A 24,629-nucleotide genomic window follows, 5' to 3' on the forward strand; every position below is an offset into this window, starting at 1 on the left:
GCAAACCCATTGCGTCGTCGAGGAGCCTGCGCTATCACGGGGATGAGACCTTTGGCCTGTCGGAGCGGCCCGCCTAAGATGGGAAGACTCGCCGGCGCAGTCCCCCCGTCCGCCCACGATTGCAGCATGAAGGGCCTCGCGTTGACCGACGTACCCGCTCTCACCTTCAACGGTGACCTTCCCGGCGACGACGCCGAGGTGCTCCGCCTGCGGGAATGCTCGACGGAGCCCATCCGCACCATCGGCGCGATCCAGTCGCACGGCATCCTGTTCGCGATCGACGAGGTCACCGGCGTCGTCGTGGCCGCGAGCGCGAACGCCGAGTCGTGGCTGGGGCGCGACCTGCGCGAGGCGGGGAGCGAGATGGTCACGTGGTCGATCGGCCACGGCGTCGCCGTGGACCCGGTCCGGGCGGAGTTCGAGGGCACGCTCTACGACGTCATCGCCCATCGCGGCACCTCGCCGCTGCTGCTCGAACTCGAGCCGGTGGTCCCCGAGCTAGAGTACGTCCGCACCGGCGTCGTCGGCGCCATCCAGCGGCTCGCAGGCATCAGCGACCCGGACGAGCTGCGCCGTGAGGCCGCCCGGGAGATCAAGAGGATCACCGGCTACGACCGGGTGATGTGCTACCACTTCCACGACGACGCGCACGGCCAGGTCGTCGCGGACGAGCGCGAGCCCGACATGGAGCCCTACTTCGGCCTCCACTTCCCGGCATCCGACATCCCGGTCCAGGCCCGGTCGCTGTACATCGAGAAGCGCTCCCGCGTCATCGCCGACACCGAGGACGCCGGGACACCGATCCACACGCTGCTGCCGGAGGAGAGCCCGCTCGACCTCGGCCTCACCGAACTCCGGGCTGTGTCGCCGCACCACCTTCAGTTCATGCGCAACATGGGCCAGGCCTCGACGGTCTCGTTCGGCATCGTGATGAACGACCAGCTGGTCGGCATGTTCACCTGCGCCCACCGCACCCCTCGGCGCATTCCGGTTCTCCTGCGCCGCGCTCTCGAGGTGCTGGCCTCCCAGGTGGCCTCTCAGCTCGCCTCGGCCGAGCAGATCCGCAAGCTGCGCCGCCAGCTCGAGTCGCGGGAGCGGCGGATCGCCCTCACCGCGCCGCTCTACGGCCGTGCCGATGCCGGGACGGTGCTCATGAGCGGGGAGCGCACCGTGCTGGACGTGGTGCCCGCCGACGGCGCGGTGCTCCGGCTGGGCGATGCGGTCGAGACGGTCGGCGTCGTCCCCCCTCCCGAGCGTCTGTTCGCCGTCGTGGACGAGCTCGGTCCGGGCCGCTTCCGCTGGGAGGCGCTGCCCATCGAGCGCCCGGAGCTGGCCGTGGAGATCCCCGGGGTCACGGGGCTCCTGGTCGTTCCGCTCGGCAGCGACGGCGACCGGCTGGTGTTCGTCCGCAGCGAGGTCGCGCGCACCGTGGAGTGGCTGGGCGATCAGCGACCCGAGAACCGCGACGGCCCCCTCTCCCCGCGGCGATCGTTCTCCGCGTGGCAGGAGAGCGTGATGGGCCGGAGCCTCCCGTGGGGCGACCACGCCCAGGACGCGTACGACCTCGGCGAAGACATCCGCTCCGCGATGGCGGCCCGCACCCAGGCGGAGCTGGCCGAGCTGGCGCTGCGCGACGCGCTCACCGGGCTGCACAACCGCCGATACCTCGACGATCGCCTCGACGGCCTCCTCAGCGGCACCGAGAAGGCGGTCGCGCTCGTCTTCCTCGACCTCGACGACTTCAAGATCGTCAACGACACCCACGGGCACGAGATGGGCGATGCGGTGCTGGCCGCGATCGGCCGGCGCCTGAGCGGCGTCGCCCGGACGACCGACGTGGTCGTGCGACTGGGAGGCGACGAGTTCGTGATCGTGTGCGTCGACGCGGGACCTGCCGAGGCCGCCGCGGTCGCGAGCCGGGCGCTGGCCGCGATCACCGAGCCGATCGTGCTGCGCGACGTCGAGATCCGTGTGCATGCGTCGGCCGGCGTCGTCGCCGCCGAGCGCGGCGCAACGGCGAGCGAGCTGCTGGACGCCGCGGACGCCGCGATGTACCGCGCAAAGCGCGGAGGCGGCGGCCGCGTCTCAGCGTGAGGGAAGCTCCGGCTCGGGCACGATGCGCAGACCCCCCGATGAGTTCGCGGTGTCGACGAGCTCCTGCAGCCACAGACGGTTGATCTCGGGCATCGGCGCCTCGTACTCGAAGCGCAGGGTCGTCACCGGCGAGATCCACATCGCCTGACGCACGGATGTCTTGTCGTCGACGATGGCGAACGACAGGTTCTCGCGTCGACGCAGCTTGGCCATGATGACGAGCTCGACATGCGCGAGCGCCCGGTCGTCGATGGTGAAGGACGCCGGCGGGGAGCCGTAGTGAAGTGTGCCCACCCCACGATCCTACGTGGCACGGCCAGCAGGTACGCTGGGCCCATGGCGATCGTGAACCGGCTGACTGTCGATGGACGCGACTACTTCCTCCCCGACCCCGTCACGGAGCTCAAGAACAGCATCCTCGAGGCGATCAAGGCGGGCGGCGGCTACGTCAACGTTCCTCCCCTGCGCGGCGGCCCCGGGGTCGACATCCTCTTCTCGCCGGGGATGCCCGTGACCTGGTCGCAGTTCGAGGTCGGCGACACCGCGCCCAGTGCCGGTGCACCGGTCGACGAGATCTCCGACGACGTGGCCGACTACGGCCTCTGACCGGACGGTCCGCGCTCAGGCGTCGCCGGCCAGCACGGCGTCCATCTGCTCCGCCGGCAGCGGCAGCCCCCACAGGTAGCCCTGGCCACGGTGGCAGCCGCGGTTGCGAGACCGCTCGAAGTCGTCGAGCGTCTCGATGCCCTCCGCGACGACGCGCCAGCCGTGGGCGACGCTGCTCTGCACCACGGCGGCGATCGCGTCCTCTGCGGCGGCGTCGCGGCGCTGGGTGAGCGATCGATCGATCTTCACCTCGTCGATCGGGAGTGTCTCCAGCATCCGGACGTCGCCGTCGGCGACGAAGTCGTCGACAGAGATCGCCACACCCTCCGCACGCAGCGCCTCGATGGCCGACAGCATGCCCGGGCGCAGCTGGGGGAGCGGTGCCTCCGTGATCTCGACCGTCACGCCGTCGGGATCGAGCTGCAGCTCTTCCAGGCGGCGCAGGACCGTGTGCGCGTAGCGCGCGGAGAAGTGCGCGGGAGAGGCGTTCACCGCCAGGGCGATGGCGTGCCCGGCCTTCCGCCACCGGGAGACATGTCCGCTCGCCAGGGCGAACACCTGGGTGTCGACCTCCTCGAGGAACGCGCCGCGCTCGGCGAGTGGGATGAATCTGTCGGGGGGGACCGCCCCCAGCGTGACGTGGTTCCAGCGGCAAAGCGCCTCCACGCCGACGGGCACGGAGGTCTCCGACGGCGCGGGACCACCCGTCTGCAGATCGAACTGACCCTGAAACGCGAGCGTCAGGGCACCGGCCGACAGAGCCGTCCGCAGATCCCGAGTGAGCTGAGGCGTGCTGACCATCTCACCAGGGTCAGGGAGGTGCGCCTTCTGACGCAACACCAGACACGGATCCGGTGAATCGCTATAATGCACGCCCAAGCCCCTCCGGCTCCGTGCCACGCCCGAGGGAGCCGATCGGAGGCTACTGTATATCCGATGGGCACGCTCACCTATGACTCCAGGGTCACCGCTTCGTTCGATGACCGCATCCTCGCGCACCTGCAGACCGTGATCTGGGCCAAGCTGCGTCGGGGTGAGTCCTTCCCGTTCACGTGGACGGACCCGATGCGCAGCGGCCTGGGGCGCACCTCGGTCTGGCTCAGCCCGCACGTGTCGCTCTCGTTCGAGTACTTCGGCGGGCGACAGCCGCGCCTGAATCCCGGGTGGGTCGAAGCGCTCACGAAGGCGGCGAACTCGCCCGCGGGCCTGACGATCGTGCCCGAACCGGAAGCGCCGGCAGGCACCACGTAGCCGGTCACGGCCTGCGCCGTCGACCCCTCCGTCTGTCGTCGGCCGACAGCGGGGTCAGTTCCAGACGCTCGGCGCCTCCGCGCGCGTCGGCGGGAGAGCGGATGCCGCGGCCCAGTCGTGCACCCACGCCTCGACTTCCGGGATGCCCTCGGGCCGGCCGACCGCGGCGAAGAGCTCCTCGTGCGACAGCGTGCCGCCGGTCCGCTTCATCATGCGGGCGCGGATGATGGCACGGGCGTAGACCTCTCCGTCGACGACCGCACGATGCTCGAGGTACACGGCCTTGTCGTCATGCCCGATCATGCGCGACTCGATGTCGAACCGCTGCCACAGGTTGAGGGACTTGCGGAAGGTCACCGTCTCGCTCGAGACGACCGCGTACCAGCCGTAGCGCTTCATGACGTCGAGCAGCCCCGTGCGGACGAGCAGGTCCCATCGGCCGAGGTCGAACAGCGACAGGTAGCGCCCGTTGTTCATGTGGCGCAGCAGATCGATGTCGGTGGGGAGCGTCGTCACCCGGATGCGCCCGATCTCGGCGGGTCCGAGCCGTCCGCTGCGGCGCAGGCGCCGCCGGGCGGTGAGCATCACGATGAGGGTTCGCCACAGAACGTTCACGACGAGCGATGGTAGCGATCCGGGACCGATCCGCAGATTCGCTTGTGGGATCGGCACAGCCCGAGCATCCGACCGACGCCGCCGTCAGGTGCGAAGCGCGATCAGATCTCGTCGTCGTGTCGGCGACGTCGTGACGGGTCTCCACTTGACGTGCGCGTCCCACCAGTACGGGCCCTTGACATACGGCACGCCGTCGATCATGCGGATCTGCCACCCGCCGGAATCGATCGTGCGGTGATGGAACCAGCACAGCAGCACCCCGTTGTCGGTGCGCGTCGGCCCGCCTCGCGAGTGCTCCTCGACGTGGTGGATCTCGCACCACTGCGGGCGCACATGGCAACCGGGGATGACGCACTGACCGTCGCGAAGCGTGATCGCCTTGCGCTGGTGGTGATTGAAGACGCGGTCGAGGGTCTGGATCGAGACGATCCGGCCGTTGTCTGCGAGCACCACGCGCTGCACCGCGCCGGCGCACGCCACGTGCCGGGCTGCCGCGATCGAGATGGGCTCGTCACCGCCGGGAAGGTGTGCGTAGCCGCGACCGCCGGCGAGATCCTCTTCGCGCACCGACACGACAAGGGTCGGCGCTGCACCGCCCAGAATCGGAAGCTCACCCGAGGCCGCCGCCACCGTGAGCAGCGCCGCGAGCGCGTCATGCTGCTTCTGCTCGTGCGTGCGCTGGTCAGCTGCCGCCCCGACCGGCTCCTCGTCTGCGAATCGGCGGCGAGGGTCCTCGTCTTCCGTCTCGGCGAAACACGGGCCAAGGGGCGGCGCCCCTTCGCCCTTCGGGTTCAGCACGCTGTCGAACCCCAGCTGCAGCTGCGCGGCGACCTCGGGCAGGAGACGCCCGCGAACCGGCACCAGCCCATCCTCAGCGCGGCGCCCGAGCGTGAATCCGCGCCGGCGCATCGCCCGCGACTCCACGGGCTCGGAGCCGTCCTGGTCGAGGTACGCCGCCCACACCTGCGCGAGGGCGCGCAGCTCGTCCGCCGAGGCGGGGGGCGCGGCGTCCGTTCCCTCGCCTCGCGCCGCGGCCGCCAGCTCCTCGTCGGCGGCGAGCAGCTCGGCCCGGCCGACGCTGCTGCGGAAGGCACCGACCACGGCCACGACGCCCTCGACACCGAGGTGTCCCCCGGCCACCGCATCGCGCAGCCGGGGGAACTCGGCCGGCAGCGCCTCACCCGTCGAGAGCGAACGGCGCCGCGCGGTCGCTTTCGCGGCCCTCGAGACCTCGGCCGCCGTTCGTCCCGAGGCTCGCGTCGCCCGCTGCACCAGCTCACCGGCGCTGCGACAGCCGTATCGCGTCGTGATGCGATCGGCGTGCGGGACGGCGGCATCACGGTCGGTGATCTCAGCCACCGCCGCGATCATCATCGCCTCGGCCAGGCGCTGAACGCGTCCCGCTGCCGCAAGAGCCGAGAGCACGCCGGCGTCGGTCGACGCCGCCATGCCACTGTCACCGAACGCTGTCGCGGTGACCTCGGCGAGCGCATCGCCGAGCCCGAGAAGGGCATCGGCGAGGTTCGTCATGCACCCATTCTGGCGGGGACCTCCGACATCGAAATCGCCTGGCCAGTATCGGAAACCGCCTGGTGGAGAACTGGTTCATGAGACCCGGCTGGGGCGCTTTGTGGAGGAGGGAAGAGCCGGCACGGGTTCGGCGACCGGGGCATCCGACGCCGCCCGACATTCCCGCCCCGCCCGCCACGGGTCCACTCGATTTCGGCTCTCGCCCCCGGCCGCGTAGAGTCTGGCCCATGGAAGCCGACACCCAGACCGACATCGTCGTCCGTCCGGTGCGCGACGTCGACGCGGAGGCCCTCGGCCGCGTCCACGCGACGTGCTGGCACGAGACGTACGACCACCTGATCAGCCGCGCCGCCCTCGAGGCGGTCTCGCCCAAGCGTCTCGCCGAACTGTGGACCCACTGGGCCGTCCAGGGCCCCGAGTTCAAGATGTTCGCCGCCCTCGTGAACGGTGAGATCGTCGGATTCGCCGGCTCCGGCCCGGCACGTGACAAGGACGCCCCGCGCTTCCGCGAGCTCTACTTCATCTACCTGCTCGACGCCTACCACGGCACCGGCATCGGCCAGAAGCTCTTCGACTCGGTCGTCGAGTCCGGCGAGGGCCTGTACCTGTGGGTCGCCGACGACAACCCCCGCGCGCACCGGTTCTACACGCGCAACGGGTTCACGCTCGACGGTGCGACGCACACCGAGCCCTTCCTCGGCGAGACGCTCACCGAGGTGCGCTTCGTGCGCTGAGCCGTCGCAGCCCGCGTCGCGGGGGCGTGCCCGGTCCGCCGGTCACGCCCCCGTCGCGTTCTCCCCCTCAGGATCGGGAAGACTGGACCCATGCCCCGCGCCGCCCTCACCGTCTGGCCGTTGCACGGCATCCCCGAGATCACCGCGGGAACCGACCTCGTCGACGTCATCGCGACGGCCGCCGCGGGCGAGCTCGCCGATGGGGACATCCTCATCGTGACCTCGAAGATCGTCTCGAAGGCCGAGGGGCGCTTCGTCGTCGCCGAGGACCGCGAGGACGCGATCACCTCCGAGACCGTGCGGGTCGTGGCATCCCGCACCTCCCCCACCGGCTCGACGACCCGCATCGTCGAGAACCGCCTCGGCATGGTGTCGGCGGCCGCCGGTGTCGACGCGTCGAACACCCCCGAGGGAACCGTCCTGCTGCTGCCCGTCGACCCCGACGCCTCTGCGCGCGCCATCGCCGGCGGGCTGCGCGAGCGGCTGGGCGTCGCGGTGGGCGTCATCGTCTCGGACACCCTGGGAAGGGCGTGGCGCGAAGGTCAGACGGACCACGCGATCGGCGCCGGGGGCGTGCTGGTATTCGAGGATCTGCGCGGAGAGACGGATGCCGAGGGCCGGCCCCTCGTCGTCACCATGCCGTGCGTCGGCGACGAGCTCGCGGCGGCGGCTGATCTCGTGAAGGGCAAGGCGGCCCGTCTCCCGGTCGCGGTCGTGCGCGGCCGCGCCGACCTCGTCGGGCCCCTGGACCTCCCGGGCGCCCGCTCGATCGTCCGGCCGCCGGAGCGCGACATGTTCCGGCTGGGCGCCGACGAGGCCTACGCCGAGGGCTTCGCCGCGGGCGCGGCATCCGGATCGAACAGCGCCGGATAGGCCGCACCCCGCCGCGAACAGCGCGCAACCGCCCCTTGTGACATGGCGAAACGGGACGGGAGAACCCCGCCCCGCCTCACCCCGCGCACTCAGCGCTCGGAGCGCAGCACCGCCTCACCCGCCGAGACCTGCACGCTCACCGTGCTGGACGCGCCGGGCGTCGAGCCGACGGCGTTGTCGAAGCCGCCCGCCGACACGTCGGAGGTGACGTCGTACTCGCCGTCGGGAACGGTGAGCCGCAGCGAGCCGGCGCTGACGTCCATGTCGATCGCATCGGGCTGGGCGCCGGTCAGCCGCGCGTCCATCGAACCCGCGCTCACCGTGAGCTCGGCGGTGCGCACATCCTCGAGTTCGAGGGTGCCGCGTCCCGCGCTCATGTCGGCGGTCAGGGACTCGGCCGACCCGGTCACGTCGAACGATCCGGCCGCCAGCGAGATGCCGAGCGTGCCGAACTCGCCGTCCGTGATGAACTCGCCGGCCGACAGCGACACGTCGGCGTCGAGACCCGCGAGCTCGGCGGGCAGGCGCAGCACGGCATCCGCCCGCTGGTCTCCGAACCACCCGCGCCAGCCGAACCAGCCGAACCGGTCCGGTGACGCGACCGCGAGGGTGTCGCCCTGCCGGTCGAGGCGCCAGACGTCGGCGCCCCACGAGCTCGTGACCTCGAGCTCGGCCTCGGTCACGTCGGTGAACTCCACGCGGAGCGTTCCGGCGGCGGCGTCGACGTCCAGCTGCTCGACGCCGGCGGCGTCGGCCGTCCGCGTCGACGTCGAGACCGATGCCGAGGCGATCGTGCCGACGGCGGCTGAGACCATTGCTCCGAGCAGCACGAGGCCGCCGAACACGATGACGAGGATCGCGACGACGCGCGACCCGCTCGAAGGCGGCGGGGCATCGGCCGGCCGGTCCGGAAGCGCTGCGGAGGGCGGCGGAGGAGGGGTCATGGTGGTGCTCATCGGTTCGTTCCTGTCTGCGGCGTGCGGCCGCTCGGGGTCGGGGGCGGCGTGGCGCCGCCGTGCTCGAGGTGGGCGAGCGCCGCGAGGACGCGGCGGTTGCCGGATTCGTCGGGTTCGAGGTCCAGCTTCTGGAAGACCGCGGTGATGTGCTTCTCGACGCTGCCCTCGCTGACGTGGAGGGTCCTGGCGATGGCCTGGTTGGAGCGCCCCTCGGCGATGAGAGCGAGCACGGATGCCTCGCGCTCGGTGAGTCGCAGCATCCGCTCATCCCGCTTGCGCCGGCTGAGCAGCTGCGCGACGACCTCGGGATCGAGCACGGTGGCCCCGGCCGCGATGCGGTCGATCGCCTCGAGGAAGTCGGTGACGTCGGCCACCCGGTCCTTGAGGAGGTAGCCGAGCGCACCGCCGCTGGACGCGATGAGGTCGGCGGCGTACCGCTCCTCGACGTACTGCGACAGCACGAGCACCGCGAGCTCGGGGAGGCGTGCGCGCAGCGAGAGCGCGGCGCGGATGCCCTCGTCGGTCCAGCTCGGCGGCAGCCGCACGTCGAGGATGCAGAGCTCGGGCGCGGTCCGGTCGACCGTCTCGTCGAGGTGCGAGGCGTCGGGGAGGGCGGCGACCACCTCGTGGCCGGCGTCCTCGAGCACCCGCACCAGGCCGGCGCGCAGCAGCGCGGAGTCCTCGCAGATCACGATGCGCACGGGATGCTCACCTCCACGCTGGTGGGACCGCCCGCGGGGCTGTCGATGCGGGCCTCGCCGCCGGCCGCGAGGACGCGGTTGACGATGCCGTCGAGGCCACCGCCCGGCACGACCTGCGCGCCGCCCACGCCGTTGTCCTCGACGCGCGCCCACAGGACGCCGGGCTCGCGCAGCCGCACGACGACGCGCACCTCGGTCGCACGGGAGTGCTTCGCGGCGTTCGTGAGGGCCTCGGCGATCACGAAGTACGCCGCCGCCTCGGTGTCGCGGCTGCAGCGGCCGTCGAGTCGCACATCGGTCTGCACCGGCACGACCGAGCGCGCGACCAGGGCCGAGAGCGCGGCGTCGAGGCCGCGATCGTCGAGGACGGACGTGTGGATGCCGCGTGCGAGCTGTCGCAGCTCGGTGATGGCGGCCTTCGTGGAGGTGTGGGCCTCGCTGATCAGCGCCTTCGCCGCCTCGGGGTCGGCGTCGATCTTCTGCTGCGCGAGCCCCAGCGTCATGCCGACCGACACCAGCCGCGGCTGGACGCCGTCGTGCAGGTCGCGCTCGATGCGGGTGCGCTCGACATCGGCGGCGCGCACGGCGCCGGCGTGCTGGAGGCTGGAGGCGCGGGCGGCGGCCGCCAGCTGCGCCTCGCGCGAGGGCACCATGACCGCCCGCGCGATGATGCCGTGGAGGATCCCGAGCCCGACGAGGCCCGCAGCCGACACGAGTACCGCGAGGATGCCGACCGGCACCGCCCACGACAGCGGCACGTCGATGCCGGTGCGCGCCAGGCGCACCGCGCTGGCGTCGCCGAACAGCGGCGCGAAGGCGAGCACGACGCCCGATGCGAGGAGCCCCGCGAGGGCCACGACGACCCAGCCGAGGATGGTCGCGATCGCGAGGTTCGCGATGGCGCGCCAGGTGGAGAGGTCGATCGCCTGCATCCACACGGTGCGGACGAAGCCGCCGAAGCCGGGGCGCCCGCTGGACCGCGGGCGCGGGGCCGCGAGGCCGAACCGGTACAGCCCGTCGACGCGCTGGGTCTCGAGCCAGCCGACGGCGTAGAGCACGTAGACGAGGGCGAAGAGCACGACGAGGCCGAGGCCGAGCACGAACAGGAGGCCGATGCCGAGTCCGAGCATCGAGAAGAGAAGGGAGAACACCGCGGCGCCGATGATGCCGACGGCGGCGAGCTGGGCGATCGCGCCCGCCACCTGTGCGGGCCTGGTCACCGGGCGAGGGTGGGCTGTGTCGGAGGAGGTCATGCCCCTTACGGTAGGCGCGCGCGGCGCGCGGCGCGCCCGAGGTGGCCGGAGACCTGGCTTCGGGTTATCCCCCAGGGCGGAGGCGTCCGCCGTCGGCGGCTCAGCGGCCGGAGACCGTGCCGAAGAGGCGCGCGATGGGCGCGAGCACCAGCGGACGGGCCGCGACCCACGCGACGGCGATCACGGCGAGGGAGGCGGCGAAGAACCAGAACCCGGTCCAGTTGTCGGCGTAGGCGTTCGGGTCGACGCTGCCCTGCGCGGCGTACATGTGGTTCAGGTTGCGCAGCGCGCCCGTCGCGAACACGAGGAAGACGTGCACCGCGATGAACGCGACGAAGTACAGCATCACCGGGAAGTGCACCGCGCGCGCCCACTCCACCGGATACGCCCTGTTGAGCCCGGTCGCGTTCTTCGGCCAGACGCCCGACATCCGCACCCCGGTGAGCGCGGCCAGCGGCGCGGCGATGAACACCGTCGCGAAGTAGGCCAGCTGCTGCAGCGAGTTGTAGTTGACCCACCCGTTCTCGGTCGGCCAGTCCAGCGACACGTACTGCAGCGCCGCCGACAGCGCGTTGGGGAAGACTTCCCACGAGGTCGGCACGACGCGCATCCACTGCCCGGTGACCAGCAGCAGCACCACGAAGATCACGCCGTTGACCAGCCACAGGATGTCCAGCGACTGGTGGAACCACAGGTTCAGGCTGATCTTGCGGCGCCCGTTGCCGCGCGGCGACCAGAAGACGCTCGGCCTCTTCTCGGTGCGCACCCGCAGGCCGGTGCGGATGATGAACACGATCAGGAAGACGTTGAAGAAGTGCTGCCACGCCAGCCACGCCGGGAAGCCGACGGGAGCCCCTTCGGGCAGGTGGTACTCGCCGGGATACGCGGCGAGGAAGTCCACGCCCCACGGCGTCGACAGCAGGAAGCGCACGAAGGCGACGGCCAGGCCCGCGGCGAACAGCAGTCCGGCGCCGCCGATGACCACGGCACCCGCCCACTGCAGCTTGGTGAAAGGGCCGATCCGCTGCGGCTCGGCTGCGGGCGCCGGCCGGGTGCGTGCGGCTGCGCCCTCCCACACCGTCTTCGTGAACGGCAGGGGCTGCGCCAGCGGCACCCCGCTCGGGGTGGCAGCGACCGCGGGGGCCGCCTCGGCAACGGCGGCGACGGATGCCGCCACCTGCGTGCCCGCCGGCGCGCCGGCGGGATGGGCCGGCGTGGTCGGTGTCGCCGGCCCCGCGGCGGGCGTGGTCGCGGCGGTCGGCCGCGCGGCGGGCGTGGGCGTGGCCGGGGTCGCCGGCCCCGCGGCGGGCGCGGTCGAGGCCCCGGGGAGCGGCCGGGTCGCGGCATCCGTCACCGTCGCCGGCCGCGCGGCGGGCGCCATGCCGGCTGGCGGCCACGGTTCGCCACCGGGAACCCGGGGAAGACCGCGGCGGATCGGGGTCCCCGCTGCCACGGGCGCCGCCAAATCTGTCACTTGTGGCCGCTTCGCTCCGGTCGATGCGGCCGCAGGTGCCAGATTCTGCGCGGGCTCGGGCTCGGGCTCGGGCGCGGGCTCGGGTGCGGCTGCCACGGTGGGGAGGACGGATGCCGGTGGCCACGGCTCCCCGCCGGGCACGCGCGGCAGCCCCCGACGTATCGCCCGGACCGGCGCGCCCGGCGCGGCCGGCGCGGCCGGCGCGGCCGCCCCGGCCGGCGCTTCAGGTGTCACGATCGGCGGAGTCGAGGCATCCGTTCCCGCCGTCTGCGCCATGTGGACCTCGGGACCGGCGGGTTCGGGGGTCATGGACGGCGCAGACGGCGAGGCGGACGCGGTGGTCACCGTGTCGGCTGCCCCATGTCCGTTCGAGACCGGCGCGGCGCCGGCCGGGGGCCAGGGCTCGCCACCGGGCACGCGCGGCAGGCCGCGCCGCACCGCAGAACCGTACGTCGCCATCCGGGCTACGCCTTCTTCGCCTCGAGCGCGGAGATCAGCTGCGGCACGACCTGGAACACGTCGCCGACCACGCCGAAGTCGGCGATCTCGAAGATCGGGGCATCGGCGTCCTTGTTGATCGCGACGATCGTCTTCGCGGTCTGCATGCCGGCCTTGTGCTGGATCGCTCCCGAGATTCCGAGCGCGACGTACAGCTGAGGAGACACCGACACGCCGGTCTGGCCGACCTGGTACGTCTGGGGCACATAGCCCGCATCGACTGCGGCGCGGGAGGCGCCCACAGCGGCGCCGAGCGTGTCGGCGAGCTGCTCGACGAGCGCGAACTTCTCGCCCGATCCGAGTCCCCGCCCGCCCGAGACGACCTTCACCGCCCCGCGCAGCTCGGGGCGCGAGGACGACACCACGGCCTCGTCGACAGAGGTCACCGTGGCCGCCTTGCGGCCGGACGGTCGCACCTCGAGCGGCTCGGCCTCGACGCCGGAGACCGCCTCGGCGCGGGCATCCACCGATCCCTGCCGGATCGTGATCACCGGCGCGCCCCAGGTCACGGCGGAGTCGACGTTGTACGCGCCGCCGTAGACCGAGTGGTGCGCGACCACGCCCTCCGCATCGCGCGAGACGCCGACGGCATCGACGGCGACGCCCGAGCGGGTGCGGACCGCGAAGCGACCGGCCACATCGCGCCCCTCGATCGAGTGCGAGATCAGGACCGCGTCCGGACGGACGAGATCGGCCGCAGCGGTGAGGGCGTCGACGACCGGAACCGTCAGCCCGTCGCCCGGAGGGGCGACCAGCACCTGGGTCGCGCCGAGGGCTGCGGCATCCGTCGCCAGCGCCTGGTCGCCCACGACCACCGCGACGGGAGTGCCCACCGAGGCGGCTGCGCCGAGCACCTCGGCGGCGGACTTGGCCAGACCCCCCGACGGCGTGGTGTCGAGGAGGACCAGGATCGAGTCATCTGCAAACGTCATCACACGCCACCCTCACGCGAGCCGGTTCTGGATGAGGAACTCCGCGAGCTTCTCGCCCGCGTCGCCCTCGTCGACGATCTTCACGCCGGCTTCACGGGCCGGCTTCTCGCTGAGCGCGATCACGATCGATCGCGACACCCCAGGGTCGTGGGCATCGATCTCGAGCTCGGCGAGCGACAGCGTCTCGAACGGCTTCTTCTTGGCCGCCATGATGCCCTTGAAGTTCGGGAACCGGGCATCGGGCAGCGCCTCGGTGATCGAGATGACCGCCGGCAGCGCCGCCGAGACCTGCATGGTCGCGCCGTCGGACGCCCGCGTGCCCGACACCGCGTCGGCGCCGATCTCCACGGAGAGGAGGGACGTAGCGCTCGGCACGTCGAGGATCTCGGCGATCATGGACGCCATCATCCCGCCCGAACCGTCGGTGGACTGGTTGCCGGTGATGACGAGGTCGAAGCCGGTGCGCTGCAGCACCGCCGCGAGCACCTCTGCCGTCAGGCCCATGTCGGCGCCGAGAAGCGCATCGTCGATCACCTGCACGGCCGACGTGGCGCCCATCGCGAGGCCCTTGCGCACCGTCGCCGAGGCCGCCTCGGACGCCATCGACGCCACGACGATCTCGGTCCCGGGCGTCTTGTCGGCGTACGACAGCGCGACCTCCAGCGCCCGCTCGCCGATCTCGTCGAGGACCCGGTCGCTCGCCGCGCGATCGGCCAGCCCGGTCTCCAGCGACAGCTTGCGATCCCCGTACGTATCCGGGACTTCCTTGACCAGGACGACGATCTTCATGACGATCTCCTCACGCTGGGCACGAGTCTAAGGTGCGGCACGGAATGTACCCAATCCGCGGACGCGGGCCCCGCTGGGCCGCGCGCACAGCCGCTGTGTGTATACATAGAGCCCGGCCGGTACGGTGGAGGCAGGAGGTCGTCATGGCAGCACCCAAGCGTCTTCCGGTCGACCCGATCGCCGAGGCCAAGCGCCAGTGGATCGCCCACGGCTGGGAGCCGGCGGCGGCGGGGATGACCGCAGTGACCTCGATCATCCGGGCGCAGCAGCTGATGTTCGCGCGCATCGACGCGACCCTGAGGCCGTTCGGGCTGTCGTTCGCCCGGTACGAGATGCTGCGCCTGCTGGGGTTCACGCGGGAGGGACGGATGCCGATGGCCAGCGCCATCGCCCGCCTCCAGGTGCATCCGACCAGCGTGACGAACACGGTCGACCGGCTGGCCCGCGACGGGCTGGTGTCGCGAGAGCCGCACCCCGACGACGGGCGGGCGGCGATGCTGGTGCTCACCGACTCGGGGCGCGAGCTCGTCGAACGGGCGACGACCGCCCTCAACACCGAGGTGTTCGAGAGTCCGGGCCTCAGCGACGACGACACCACCGAGCTCGTGCGCATCATCGCGCGGTTCCGCAAGGACGCCGGCGACTTCACCGACCCCCGGCCGCAGCCCGACCCGCTCTGACGCCCGCGCGAGCGCCCGCGCGAGCGCCCGGCGCCGCGCGGCCCGAGTCCCAGGCCGGCCGCGCGCCCCGCCCGGCCGCGAAACAGGGCGTTGCGGCTGAGACAAGGAGCGACGTCCCCGGCCTCGGCCGAAACGCCCGGTCTCAACGCAGCGACACCGCGGGCCAGCGCTGCGACGGCGCGGGCGGGCGGCGACGGCGCGGCCGGCGGCGCCACCGCGGCGCCGGTCAGCGGCCGTGGAAGTCGGGCGCACGCTTCTCACGGAAGGCGGCCATGCCCTCCTTCTGGTCGGCGGTGTCGAAGAGCCCGGCGAACACGTGGCGCTCGAGACGCAGGCCCTCGGCGAGGGACGACTCCAGCGCGGCGTCGAGCACCGCCTTCGCGGCGTACAGCGACGGCAGGCTCTTCGCGGCGATCGCCTGGGCCGTCTGCTGCGCCTCGTCGAGCAACTCGGCCGCGGGCACGACGCGCGAGACGAGTCCGGAGCGCTCGGCTTCGGAGGCATCCATCATCCGGCCCGTGAGAATGAGCTCGGCGGCCTTGTAGTAGCCGACGGCGCGCACGAGGCGCTGCGAGCCGCCCATGCCGGGAATCACGCCGAGGTTGATCTCGGGCTGGCCGAACTTCGCGGTGTCGGCGGCGAGGATGATGTCGCACATCATCGCCAGCTCACACCCACCGCCCAGCGCGTAGCCCGCGACGGCGGCGATCACGGGCGTGCGCACCTTCGCGAAGTCCGCCCATCCGCCGAAGTGGTCTGTCATCACCATGTCGAGCCCGGACTTCGCCTCCATCTCCTTGATGTCGGCGCCCGCGGCGAATGCGCGCTCCGAGCCGGTGACCACGATCGCGCCGATCCCCTCGTCGGCGTCGAAGGCCTCGGCGGCCGCGACCACCTCGCGGCAGACCTGGGTGTTCAGGGCATTGAGCGCCTGGGGCCGGTTGAGGGTGATCCAGCCGACGCGACCGCGCGTCTCCACCAGGATCGTCTCGTAGTCGGTCATCTGTGCTCCGTCCCGGCCGCCTCGGCGCGGCCTCTCTGATGTTATGCGCGACCTCATGGCCCGCTTCTCCCTCCCCCGGGTCCCCCGCGACTCGCCAAGACACGCCGGATGGCCCGCGGCCGCTCGGCGTGTTCTGGCGACTCGACCGACGGCGCCGCGAGAACACGGGAGCTGAACGGGGGGTGAAGGGAAGGGGTCAGGCGGACTCGGCGCGGATGGTGTTGATGATGCCCGAGAAGTCCTGCCCCGCGCCCTCGCCGGCGGCGAAGTCGCGGTAGAGCTCGCGCGCCAGCATGCCCATCCGGGCCTCCACGCCGGTGGAGGCGATCGCGTGCTCGGCGAGGCCGAGGTCCTTGCTCATCAGAGCCCCCGCGAAACCCGGCTGATAGTCGCGGTTGGCGGGGCTCGTGGGCACGGGACCGGGCACCGGGCAGTTCGTCGTCAGCGCCCAGCACTGTCCGGACGCGTTGGATGCCACGTCGAACAGGGCCTGGTGCGAGAGGCCGAGCCGCTCCCCGAGCACGAACGCCTCGGCAACCGCGATCTGCGACACCGCCAGGATCATGTTGTTGCACACCTTGGCGGCCTGCCCGAGACCGGCCCCGCCGCAGTGCACGACGCGGCGGCCCATCGCCTCCAGCAGCGGGCGGGCGGCCTCGAAGTCCTCGTCGGTGCCTCCCACCATGAAGGCGAGCGTGGCGTTCTCGGCGCCGACGACCCCGCCCGAGACGGGGGCGTCCAGCGAGCGGTGCCCCGCCGCTTCGGCGAGCGCATGCGCGGCCCGGGCCTCGTCGACGGCGATGGTGGAGCAGTCGATGAAGAGGGCTCCGGATGCCGCCACCTCCAGCAGCCCCGGCCCGTCGGCGCCGCGGTAGGCGTCGAGCACCTGCGCGCCGGTCTGGAACATCGTGAGGACGACGTCAGCGCCGGTGGCGGCATCCGTCCCCGACCCGGCGGTGCGAAGCCCGGCGTCAGCGGCGGCGGCCACGGCGGCCGGAGCGACATCGAACCCCACCACCTCGTGTCCGGTGGCGGCGAGGTTCCTCGCCATCGGCAGGCCCATGTGTCCCAGGCCCAGGAACGCGATCTTCATCGTTCGCACCCTCCTCGTCGCACGCGGATCAGCCGGCGAGCAGCTGGCGGCCGATGATCACGCGCATGATCTCGTTGGTCCCCTCGAGGATCTGGTGCACGCGCAGGTCGCGCACCACCTTCTCGATCCCGTACTCGTGGAGGTAGCCGTAGCCGCCGTGCAGCTGCAGCGCCTGGTTCGCCACCGAGAAGCCGGCGTCGGTCGCGAACCGCTTGGCCATCGCGCACTGCATCGACGCGTCGGGCGCCTTCGCGTCCAGCGCCGCCGCCGCGTCGCGCACGAGCGCGCGCGCGGCGCGGAGCTCGGTGGCCATGTCGGCGAGGGCGAAGACGACGGCCTGCTTCTCGGCCAGCGGCTCGCCGAAGGTGAAGCGCTCGTGCACGTAGCGCACGGCGCGGTCGAGCGCCCACTGCGCACCGCCCAGCGAGCACGCGGCGATGTTGATGCGACCGCCGTCGAGCGCCGACATCGCGATCTTGAAGCCCTGGCCCTCGCCGCCGAGCACGTTGGCGGCGGGAACGCGCACCTCGTCGAGGATGACCTGCCTCGTCGGCTGGGCGTTCCACCCCATCTTGTGCTCGAGCGACCCGAACGACAGCCCCGCGGTGCCGGCGGGCACGAGGAACGCCGTGATGCCGCGCGCCCCCGGCTCGCCCGAGCGCGCCATGACGATGTAGACGGACGCCTCGCCGCCGCCCGAGATGAACTGCTTGACGCCCGTCAGCACGAACTCGTCGCCGTCGCGGATGGCGCTGGTCGTGATCGCGGCGGCGTCGGACCCGGCCCCGGGCTCGGTGAGGCAGTAGCTGCCGAAGCCCGACATCGAGGTCAGCAGCGGGAGCCACTCCTGCCGCTGTGCGTCGGTGCCGTACGTGTCGATCATCCACGCCACCATGTTGTGGATGGAGATGAAGGCGGCGACGGCGGTGTCGCCCTGTGCGAGCTCCTCGAAGATGGCGGCGGCGTCCGAGCGCGACAGGCCCGAGCCTCCGACGTCCTCGCGCACGTAGATGCCGCCGAGCCCGAGCTCACCGCCGCGCTGCAGCTCCTCGCGGGGGAAGTGCGACGTGGCGTCCCACTCCAGGGCGTTGGGGGCGAGCTCCGTCTGGGCGAAGTCGCGGACGGCCTCGAGGATCGCCTCGCGCTCCTCGGTCGTCAGGGACGGGGTCATGGGGGTGATCGTGGACACCATTGCTCCTTCAGTGATGCAGCGACGCCCTCGTGAGGCATCCTGATCAGCGCGATCGCGCCGTCATCGGCACGATCCTGATTTTACATGGACGTCCATGTATCTGCGAGGTTACCCAGTCATGTCCCGCGGAGGCGGCGTCCTCGCCGCACACCGGGCGTCGGCGGAGACGGCGCCGACGACGGATCATCCTCGCGACGGAGCGGGATGGGACTCGCGGCGGACGCGCCGGCAGGCGCCCGCTTCGTAGCGTCGAGTCATGGCCCTCCCCACCTCGTCGATCCCCGTCTCCGCCCGCCGCGAGCTGTCCCCAGCGGCAGCCCTGCTGCTCACGATCGGCGGGAACATCGTGGTCGTGGCGATCGCGACCCTCGCGGTGCTCGGCGTCGGGGCCGCGGCGGTGGCGGTGTTCGGCGGGGCGGTCCTCGACGCGCTCTGACGGGCGCGCCCGGGTCCCGCGCCGGAACCCCCGAGTCCCGCGCCGAAACACCGATGCCCGCCCGCCTGGCGCCTGACGGCGGGCGGGCGGGCGTCGGAGCGGTCTCAGCGGCGCTGGTTCTCGACCAGCACGACCGCGGTGCGCGCCGGAACCGTCACCGTGCCGGTGGCCGCATCCCACGTCGTCGTCTTCAAGACCGCGTCCGAGCCCTGGGCGAGGGCGGGAGCCAGCGCGAACGCGCGTCCCTCGAGCTGCGTCACGCTCTGCGTCGTCGCCTCGGTACCGGCGTTGAAGACCACCAGTGCGCCCTTCAGCTTCGGGTCGACGTCCTTGCCCACGAGGTCGTCGATCAGCATCACGATGACGCCGGGGGCGGCATCCGTCCCGCTGTTCGGGAACGAGACCTTCTGCTCGATGAGCGCGGCAGACCCGAGGCGCAGCAGGCCCACCTGCTCGCGCACGCGGAGCAGATCGAGAGCGGATGCCTCGGCCGCGGCGATGTCGGCAGCACCGGGCTTGTTCGCGGGATCGGCCAGCAGCGGAGCCAGGTCGTCCCAGTGGCCGCCGTTGTCGGCCTGGCGCGGCAGACCGGAGCCGAATGTGGATTCCTGCCCGGTCCAGTCGATCCGGTTGAACCAGTCGCCCGAGTTGTAGCTGTTGCGGTCGAGCGACTTCGACCGCAGCAGCTCGGTGCCGGCATGCCAGAACGACGGGGTCTGCGCGAACGCGGTCGTCGCCAGCGAGAGCGTGTTCATGCGGACGCGGTCGGCCATCGGCGTGTCGGCGGGGAGCTTCAGCACGCCCAGGTCGTACAGCGTCTCGTTGTCGTGCGCGTCGACGTAGGTGATGATCTCGTCGGGCTGATCGGCGTAGCCGGCGGGCGAACCGTTGTAGTCCAGCTCGTCGCCCGCCTTCACCGTGCCGTCCGAGGCCGTGAACGAGAAGTCCCGCAGGTTGCCCGCCAGGCCCAGCTTGACCAGGTCGGTCTTGTGCGCAAGATCGGCGAAGGGATCGCCCGGCGCCGGCCGGTCGCTGCCGTTCGGGTCGGTGGCAAGGCCCGTGCCGAACCCCTGATAGAACTTCGAGTCACCGTCGACGGGGCTCCCGCCGTGCACAGCGTCGCGCAGCCGGTCGCTGAACGTGCCGATGCCGGTGCCGCCGAGCTGCCCCTGCGTCGCCTGCTCGAAGAGGGCGTTGTTCGCGACCTCCCCGAAGTTCCAGCCTTCGCCGTACAGGTAGATCGCCTTGCCGTCGACGCCGTCGCGCTTGAGCGTGAGCTCGTCCAGCGCCTCGCGGATCGCGAGCATGTTCGCCTTCGAGTGGTGGCCCATGAGGTCGAAGCGGAACCCGTCGACCTTGTAGTCGCGCGCCCAGGTCACGACGGAGTCGACCATGAGCTTCTGCGCGACCTCGTGCTCGGTCGCCACGTTCTGGCAGCACGTCGAGGTCTCGACGCCGCCGGCGAGGTTGAGGCGGTGGTAGTAGCCGGGCACGACCCGGTCGAGCACGGACTTCGCCTCCTGTCCGGACTGGGCCGTGTGGTTGAAGACCTGGTCGAGCACGACCTGCAGTCCCATGCCGTGCAGGGCGCCGACCATCGACCGGAACTCCGCGACACGCGCGCCGCCCTGGGGGTCGACCGCGTACGACCCCTCGGGGACGGTGTAGTGGTACGGGTCGTAGCCCCAGTTGAAGCCGTCCGCGTCCACGACCTCCTCGATGCACGCCTGCTGCGCGGTGTCGGCCGGACCGTACGAGGCGAGGTCGCACGCGGGCACGGCCTGCTTCGACCGGTCCTCCTCGATCGTGGCGATGTCGAAGGTCGGCAGCAGGTGCACGGTGTTGATGCCCGCATCGGCGAGCTCGCGCAGCTGGGCCGTGCCCGCGCTCTTGCGTGAGAACGCCGCGTAGGTGCCGCGCTCGGCCTCGGGCACCGACTCGTCGGTGACCGAGAAGTCGCGCACGTGCAGCTCGTAGATCGCGCGGTCCACCGGACGGTCGATGACCGGGGACTTCGTCTTCTCCCACGCCTTCGGGCGCCACGCCTTGTCGTCGAGGTCGACCGCGACCGAGCGTTCGGAGTTGATCGTGAGTGCGACGGAGTACGGATCGGTGACCCGGTTGGTCTCGACCGCGCCCGTGGTGGGGGCGTAGACGACGACCTCCCACAGGTACTCGTCGCCCTTCAGCTTCTTGTCGCCGGCGACGGTCCAGATCCCGGATGCCTCGTCCCACGCGGCCTCGTGTCGCACGGGGTCGCCGTCGGTCCCGGCGTCCCACGTCAGCAGCGTCGCCGCCTGCGCCGTCGGCGCCCACAGGCGGAACGTCGGCTTGTTGGCCTTGAAGCTCACGCCGAGATCGGCGTCTGCCACCGCGTCGGCGTAGAGGTCGTCGAGCACGCCCGGGATCTGCACGCCCGTGACGGCGCGCAACGTGCCCTCGGCGTCGCGCTGCGACACCATGAGCTGCCCGCGCAGGAGGGTCGCGGCATCCGCTCCTTCGGCCACCTGCAGGGAGACGAAGCCGGCGAGCGCCGGGAATCGCGCCTTCTGGCCGTCGGTCAGGCCGCCGTCGACGGCCACGAGGTCGATCGCCTCGCCGCCCCGCACGGCGTCGTCCTCGAGCACGAGGCTCGCGTCGGGTGAGGCGTGCAGCTGCCACGTCGCGTCGCCGGCATCGCCGCCGAGGTCGGCCGGCCATGCGATGGTGCGCTCGTCGATCCAGTGCGCGCGCTCCTCGCCGAGGCCGGCGAGCCCTTCGCCGCCGATCTCCAGCACGTGGGTGGCCAGGGTGTAGCGGAAGACCACGGGGGTGCCCTCCTCGGCGGTGAACGAGTAGTTCGAGCCGCCGGGAGCGCCGCCGACGCCGTAGTTCTCGTTCCAGCTCATGCCGTGCGCGACCTTCGCCTCGTAGGCGCCGGCGGGAAGGTCGACCGCGAGCTCGTAGACGCCGTCCTTGTCACCGTCGGCCATGAGGCTCTTGAGGCAGTCGGGTGCCCAGTCGCCGGCGCAGCCGGCCTCGCTCTGGTATGAGCCGGGCACCGTCACGATGGGTCCCTCGGCCGTCGACTGCACGATGTTCGTGCGCGGGTCGAAGTAGAACGAGATCGCGCCGCCCGCGTGCGTGATGGCGACGTTGGAGCCGTCGCGCACGCCGTTCGCGCCGTAGTTGATCGCCCACGAGCCGTCGATCGCGGCCTTGTACTCGTACTGGCCGGCGGGCAGATCGAAGGTGCCGGCCCAGATGCCGTCGGCGCGCAGCGTGAGCTTCGCCGCCTCGCATCCGGGTGCCCAGTCGCCGGCGCAGCCCATCTCGGAGTTGAGCGAGCCAGGCACGGTGACCATCGAGATCGGCGACTCCGGCGCCTGGGGGACGTCGAGCGTCACCGGGTCGCCCACCGAGGCGAAGGTCGAGGCGGCGGCGTGGCCGCCCGCGGCATCCGTCGTCACGGCGCGGTACTCGACGAGCGTGCCGTCGGCGAGGCCGTCGACGGTGTGGAAGACACGCGGGTCGGTGTCTTCGGCGGTGCCGAGCGCGTGCCATTCGTCGGCGCCGACGACGCGCCACGCGAAGCTCGTCTCCACCCACGTGGCGTCGTCGACGTCGGCCGAGACCGGCGTCGAGCCGCTCACTCCGGCGCCCGGCGCCGGCGCCGACACCGTGACGCTCAGCGGCGCCTGCGGGGCGGTCACGGCACGGTCGGCGCGGTAGACCACGGCCGACAGGGCCGGGACGGTGACGGATGCCGCAGCCGAGGCATCCGTCGAGATCCCGGTCGTAGTGCCGTACACCGGCGCGAACGCGGCGCCCTCGGTGAGCGTGGTCAGCGCGACCGTCTTGTCGGCGACGGTGTTGTTGAGGGCGACGAGGTACTCGACCTTCTCGGTGCGGTCGACGCGCGAGAACGCGTAGACGCCGGCGCCGCTGTCGGCGTGGCGCTCGATCTGGGCGCCGGTGACGAGCGCGGGGTGCGCCGTGCGGAGGGCTGCCAGCTCGGCGATGTGCGCGTAGATCGGCGCATCGGTGTCGTAGCGGTCGACCGATCCGGCGTCCGCCCCGGTGATGAGTTTCTGGTTCTGGTACGACGCGACCTGGCTGGCGAACAGGCTCTGGCGGGCGTCCTTGTCGCCGCCGGTGCCCGCGAAGCCCTGCTCATCGCCGTAGTAGACGACCGGCTGGCCCCGGCCGAGGAACATCAGGTCGTGCGCGAGCAGGTCGCGCGCGAGGGCGTCGGAGGTGTTCTGCAGCAGGTGGCCGATGCGGCCCATGTCGTGGTTGCCGAGGAAGGTGGGCAGCGCGGTCGACGAGGAGTCCGCGGTGGTGTACCAGTCGTCGCCGGCGTAGAGGCTCTGCAGGCCCTTCGCGCTGTTGCCGGCGGCGTAGCTGGTGGCCGAGGACTGGAACGCGAAGTCGAGCACGCTGTTCATGTCGCTGTCGCGGACGTACGGCGCGAGCTTCACCGGGTCGGCGTCGTACACCTCGCCGAACATGAAGAAGTCCGGCTTCTTCGCGACGTTGTGCGCGTAGTCGAGCACCTCGGCCGACCACTGCTCCCAGAACTCGAAGTTCACGTGCTTGGCGGTGTCGATGCGGAAGCCGTCGATGCCCAGGTCGATCCAGTCCTGGTACACCTCGACGAAGCCGTCCACGACGGTGGGGTGCTCGGTCATGAGGTCGTCGAGCCCCGAGAAGTCCCCGTAGGTGACCGACTCGCCCGACCAGGTCGAGTCGCCGCGGTTGTGGTACAGCGTCGGGTCGTTCAGCCACGCCGGGGTCTTGGCGTCCTCGTCGCCCGCCGCGAGCACCGGCGTGTAGGGGAACGACGTCTGGGCGTCGAGGGACGGGAAGGATCCGGTGCCGGCGAAGGCGGCCGGGTCGAAGGTCGCGCCGTCGGCGTCGCGGTACGGGCTGGTGGCCTGGTCGATGTACGAGTACTGGCCCTCGGCGTACGAGATGACGTCGGCGGTGTGGTTCGTGATGATGTCGAAGTAGACCTTGATGTCCTTGGCGTGCGCCTCGGCGATGAGCGCCTCGAGCTCGGCGTTCGTGCCGAGGTGCGGGTCGATCTGCGTGAAGTCGGTGATCCAGTAGCCGTGGTAGCCGGCGCTGGCGTTCGCGCCCTCGCCCTGCACGGGCCGGTTCTTGAAGCTGGGGGTCAGCCAGATCGCCGTCGTGCCCAGGCCGTCGATGTAGTCGAGCTTCTTGCGCAGGCCGGCGATGTCGCCCCCGTGGTAGAAGCCCTTGTCGGTCGGGTCGAAGCCGGTCGCGAGGCGGTCGCCGTCCAGGCCGCCGCGGTCGTTCGAGGTGTCGCCGTTGGCGAACCGGTCGGTCATGACGAAGTAGAACTGCTCCTGGCTGCCCGGCTGGCGGACCGGCTCGGCGACGAGCGCGTCGTCGTCGTCGGTGTAACCGGCCCTGAGACTCACGGCCTCGACGCCGACGCGGTGCGTCGTGTCGTCGAAGAGGAAGCGCAGCGTCGCCGGACCGGCGATCGTCAGCGGGATGTTCTCGCCGTCCCGGCCGTAGGACTCGTCCCACGTGTCGTTGACCGCCACCTTGTACTCGTACGAGCCCGCGGGCACCTCGAACTCGGCCGCATAGATGCCCGCGTTCGCGGTGGCGACGAGTTCGGTGGCCGCGCACTCGGGCTGCCAGTCGGCGCTGCAGCCGAGCTCGGACTGCAGGCTGCCGACGAGGGCGAAGGTGCGCTCGGCGGCCGCGGCGGGAGCGGTGGCGACCACTCCCCCGGCGAGGATCAGGGCGGCCGCGGCGAGAGTCGCGGCGGCGCGGCGGACACGTGCGGAGGTCGTCTTCGACACGGGGCTCCAAGGGTGGGGCGGTGGCACGGCGACGTGCCGGGGTGGGGAGGTGTGCGGCCGACGCTAGCAATGGACCGGGACATGTTGCAAGCGCTTACAG

General features: G+C 71.7%; 21 protein-coding genes. 7 read left to right on the forward strand and 14 right to left on the reverse strand.

The window, feature by feature from the left end:
* Positions 1 to 141 precede the first annotated feature (141 nt).
* The gene (locus IR212_RS15110; protein ID WP_194396676.1) at positions 142 to 2,094 is read left to right on the forward strand and encodes a bifunctional diguanylate cyclase/phosphodiesterase; all 1,953 of its coding nucleotides are present in this window, start codon (positions 142 to 144) and stop codon (positions 2,092 to 2,094) included.
* Here IR212_RS15110 and IR212_RS15115 read toward each other — a convergent pair.
* Positions 2,086 to 2,388 carry a DUF7882 family protein gene (locus tag IR212_RS15115; protein WP_194396677.1) on the reverse strand — a complete coding sequence of 101 codons (303 nt, stop codon included), beginning with the start codon at positions 2,386 to 2,388 and terminating at the stop codon, positions 2,086 to 2,088. The two genes, IR212_RS15110 and IR212_RS15115, sit on opposite strands and share 9 nt — an antisense overlap.
* 42 nt (positions 2,389 to 2,430) lie before the next feature.
* Between IR212_RS15115 and IR212_RS15120 the strand changes: the two genes are divergently transcribed.
* Complete coding sequence (locus tag IR212_RS15120) at positions 2,431 to 2,700, forward strand: hypothetical protein (RefSeq protein ID WP_194396678.1); 270 nt, start codon at positions 2,431 to 2,433, stop codon at positions 2,698 to 2,700.
* Positions 2,701 to 2,715: 15 nt separating this feature from the next.
* On the opposite strand, the gene IR212_RS15125 is transcribed toward IR212_RS15120, so the two are convergent.
* Positions 2,716 to 3,501, reverse strand: a complete 786-nt coding sequence (locus IR212_RS15125; RefSeq protein ID WP_194396679.1) for an EAL domain-containing protein — start codon at positions 3,499 to 3,501, stop codon at positions 2,716 to 2,718.
* Between the two features lie 135 nt (positions 3,502 to 3,636).
* Between IR212_RS15125 and IR212_RS15130 the strand changes: the two genes are divergently transcribed.
* A complete protein-coding gene (locus IR212_RS15130) occupies positions 3,637 to 3,951 on the forward strand; it encodes a DUF7882 family protein (protein ID WP_194396680.1) in 315 nt (104 codons plus the stop codon).
* Positions 3,952 to 4,005: 54 nt separating this feature from the next.
* Here the strand turns inward: IR212_RS15130 and IR212_RS15135 are convergent, their stop codons facing one another.
* Both IR212_RS15135 and IR212_RS15140 read right to left on the reverse strand, forming a co-directional pair.
* Entirely contained in the window at positions 4,006 to 4,566 is a 561-nt protein-coding gene (locus IR212_RS15135; protein WP_194396681.1) for an acyl-CoA thioesterase, read from the reverse strand.
* An 84-nt stretch (positions 4,567 to 4,650) separates the two neighbouring features.
* Entirely contained in the window at positions 4,651 to 6,096 is a 1,446-nt protein-coding gene (locus tag IR212_RS15140; protein WP_194396682.1) for an HNH endonuclease signature motif containing protein, read from the reverse strand.
* Between the two features lie 227 nt (positions 6,097 to 6,323).
* On the opposite strand from IR212_RS15140, the gene IR212_RS15145 reads away from it, so the two are divergent.
* Complete coding sequence (locus IR212_RS15145; protein WP_194396683.1) at positions 6,324 to 6,830, forward strand: GNAT family N-acetyltransferase; 507 nt, start codon at positions 6,324 to 6,326, stop codon at positions 6,828 to 6,830.
* 90 nt (positions 6,831 to 6,920) lie between these two features.
* Positions 6,921 to 7,703 (forward strand): coenzyme F420-0:L-glutamate ligase, encoded by a 783-nt coding sequence (gene cofE / locus IR212_RS15150; protein WP_194396684.1) that lies wholly within the window; start codon positions 6,921 to 6,923, stop codon positions 7,701 to 7,703.
* 89 nt (positions 7,704 to 7,792) lie between these two features.
* Here the strand turns inward: cofE and IR212_RS15155 are convergent, their stop codons facing one another.
* The 6 genes from IR212_RS15155 to IR212_RS15180 all read right to left on the reverse strand — a co-directional run bounded on the left by IR212_RS15155 (position 7,793) and on the right by IR212_RS15180 (position 14,306).
* The gene (locus IR212_RS15155; protein WP_194396685.1) at positions 7,793 to 8,659 is read right to left on the reverse strand and encodes a DUF4097 family beta strand repeat-containing protein; all 867 of its coding nucleotides are present in this window, start codon (positions 8,657 to 8,659) and stop codon (positions 7,793 to 7,795) included.
* Positions 8,656 to 9,360, reverse strand: coding sequence for a LuxR C-terminal-related transcriptional regulator (locus tag IR212_RS15160; protein ID WP_194396686.1), 705 nt, complete (start codon positions 9,358 to 9,360; stop codon positions 8,656 to 8,658). The genes IR212_RS15155 and IR212_RS15160 overlap by 4 nt, the downstream gene beginning before the upstream one ends.
* The gene (locus IR212_RS15165; protein ID WP_194396687.1) at positions 9,348 to 10,613 is read right to left on the reverse strand and encodes a sensor histidine kinase; all 1,266 of its coding nucleotides are present in this window, start codon (positions 10,611 to 10,613) and stop codon (positions 9,348 to 9,350) included. Before IR212_RS15165 ends, IR212_RS15160 begins: the two co-directional genes overlap by 13 nt.
* Before the next feature lie 100 nt (positions 10,614 to 10,713).
* Complete coding sequence (locus tag IR212_RS15170) at positions 10,714 to 11,994, reverse strand: cytochrome b/b6 domain-containing protein (protein ID WP_228479360.1); 1,281 nt, start codon at positions 11,992 to 11,994, stop codon at positions 10,714 to 10,716.
* 557 nt (positions 11,995 to 12,551) lie between these two features.
* Complete coding sequence (locus IR212_RS15175; protein ID WP_194396689.1) at positions 12,552 to 13,517, reverse strand: electron transfer flavoprotein subunit alpha/FixB family protein; 966 nt, start codon at positions 13,515 to 13,517, stop codon at positions 12,552 to 12,554.
* Between the two features lie 12 nt (positions 13,518 to 13,529).
* Positions 13,530 to 14,306 (reverse strand): electron transfer flavoprotein subunit beta/FixA family protein, encoded by a 777-nt coding sequence (locus IR212_RS15180; protein ID WP_194396690.1) that lies wholly within the window; start codon positions 14,304 to 14,306, stop codon positions 13,530 to 13,532.
* A gap of 143 nt (positions 14,307 to 14,449) precedes the next feature.
* On the opposite strand from IR212_RS15180, the gene IR212_RS15185 reads away from it, so the two are divergent.
* Entirely contained in the window at positions 14,450 to 14,986 is a 537-nt protein-coding gene (locus IR212_RS15185) for a MarR family winged helix-turn-helix transcriptional regulator (RefSeq protein ID WP_194396691.1), read from the forward strand.
* 226 nt (positions 14,987 to 15,212) lie between these two features.
* Here the strand turns inward: IR212_RS15185 and IR212_RS15190 are convergent, their stop codons facing one another.
* The 3 genes from IR212_RS15190 to IR212_RS15200 form a co-directional block, all read right to left on the reverse strand.
* Positions 15,213 to 15,989, reverse strand: a complete 777-nt coding sequence (locus IR212_RS15190) for an enoyl-CoA hydratase (protein ID WP_194396692.1) — start codon at positions 15,987 to 15,989, stop codon at positions 15,213 to 15,215.
* A 196-nt stretch (positions 15,990 to 16,185) separates the two neighbouring features.
* Complete coding sequence (gene mmsB / locus IR212_RS15195; RefSeq protein ID WP_194396693.1) at positions 16,186 to 17,082, reverse strand: 3-hydroxyisobutyrate dehydrogenase; 897 nt, start codon at positions 17,080 to 17,082, stop codon at positions 16,186 to 16,188.
* Positions 17,083 to 17,110: 28 nt separating this feature from the next.
* Entirely contained in the window at positions 17,111 to 18,253 is a 1,143-nt protein-coding gene (locus IR212_RS15200) for an acyl-CoA dehydrogenase family protein (protein ID WP_228479361.1), read from the reverse strand.
* Positions 18,254 to 18,530: 277 nt separating this feature from the next.
* Here IR212_RS15200 and IR212_RS15205 point away from each other — a divergent pair, with 277 nt between their 5' ends.
* Positions 18,531 to 18,710: a hypothetical protein gene (locus tag IR212_RS15205; RefSeq protein WP_194396695.1), complete on the forward strand. Its 180-nt coding sequence runs from the start codon at positions 18,531 to 18,533 to the stop codon at positions 18,708 to 18,710.
* Positions 18,711 to 18,814: 104 nt separating this feature from the next.
* Here IR212_RS15205 and pulA read toward each other — a convergent pair whose 3' ends face one another.
* Entirely contained in the window at positions 18,815 to 24,529 is a 5,715-nt protein-coding gene (gene pulA, locus IR212_RS15210; RefSeq protein ID WP_194396696.1) for a pullulanase-type alpha-1,6-glucosidase, read from the reverse strand.
* Positions 24,530 to 24,629: the final 100 nt, after the last annotated feature.

It is taken from the genome of Microbacterium atlanticum (assembly GCF_015277815.1).
GTDB classification, from domain to species: domain Bacteria; phylum Actinomycetota; class Actinomycetes; order Actinomycetales; family Microbacteriaceae; genus Microbacterium; species Microbacterium atlanticum.

Coding starts and splice junctions, on each gene's coding strand:
- IR212_RS15205 (WP_194396695.1), top strand. CDS start 18,531: ATGGCCCTCCCCACCTCGTCGATCCCCGTCTCCGCCCGCCGCGAGCTG.
- cofE (WP_194396684.1), top strand. CDS start 6,921: ATGCCCCGCGCCGCCCTCACCGTCTGGCCGTTGCACGGCATCCCCGAG.
- IR212_RS15175 (WP_194396689.1), bottom strand. CDS start 13,517: ATGACGTTTGCAGATGACTCGATCCTGGTCCTCCTCGACACCACGCCG.
- IR212_RS15145 (WP_194396683.1), top strand. CDS start 6,324: ATGGAAGCCGACACCCAGACCGACATCGTCGTCCGTCCGGTGCGCGAC.
- IR212_RS15190 (WP_194396692.1), bottom strand. CDS start 15,989: ATGACCGACTACGAGACGATCCTGGTGGAGACGCGCGGTCGCGTCGGC.
- IR212_RS15185 (WP_194396691.1), top strand. CDS start 14,450: ATGGCAGCACCCAAGCGTCTTCCGGTCGACCCGATCGCCGAGGCCAAG.
- IR212_RS15180 (WP_194396690.1), bottom strand. CDS start 14,306: ATGAAGATCGTCGTCCTGGTCAAGGAAGTCCCGGATACGTACGGGGAT.
- IR212_RS15130 (WP_194396680.1), top strand. CDS start 3,637: ATGGGCACGCTCACCTATGACTCCAGGGTCACCGCTTCGTTCGATGAC.
- IR212_RS15155 (WP_194396685.1), bottom strand. CDS start 8,659: ATGAGCACCACCATGACCCCTCCTCCGCCGCCCTCCGCAGCGCTTCCG.
- IR212_RS15140 (WP_194396682.1), bottom strand. CDS start 6,096: ATGACGAACCTCGCCGATGCCCTTCTCGGGCTCGGCGATGCGCTCGCC.
- IR212_RS15200 (WP_228479361.1), bottom strand. CDS start 18,253: ATGACCCCGTCCCTGACGACCGAGGAGCGCGAGGCGATCCTCGAGGCC.
- IR212_RS15165 (WP_194396687.1), bottom strand. CDS start 10,613: ATGACCTCCTCCGACACAGCCCACCCTCGCCCGGTGACCAGGCCCGCA.
- IR212_RS15170 (WP_228479360.1), bottom strand. CDS start 11,994: ATGGCGCCCGCCGCGCGGCCGGCGACGGTGACGGATGCCGCGACCCGG.
- IR212_RS15125 (WP_194396679.1), bottom strand. CDS start 3,501: ATGGTCAGCACGCCTCAGCTCACTCGGGATCTGCGGACGGCTCTGTCG.
- IR212_RS15120 (WP_194396678.1), top strand. CDS start 2,431: ATGGCGATCGTGAACCGGCTGACTGTCGATGGACGCGACTACTTCCTC.
- mmsB (WP_194396693.1), bottom strand. CDS start 17,082: ATGAAGATCGCGTTCCTGGGCCTGGGACACATGGGCCTGCCGATGGCG.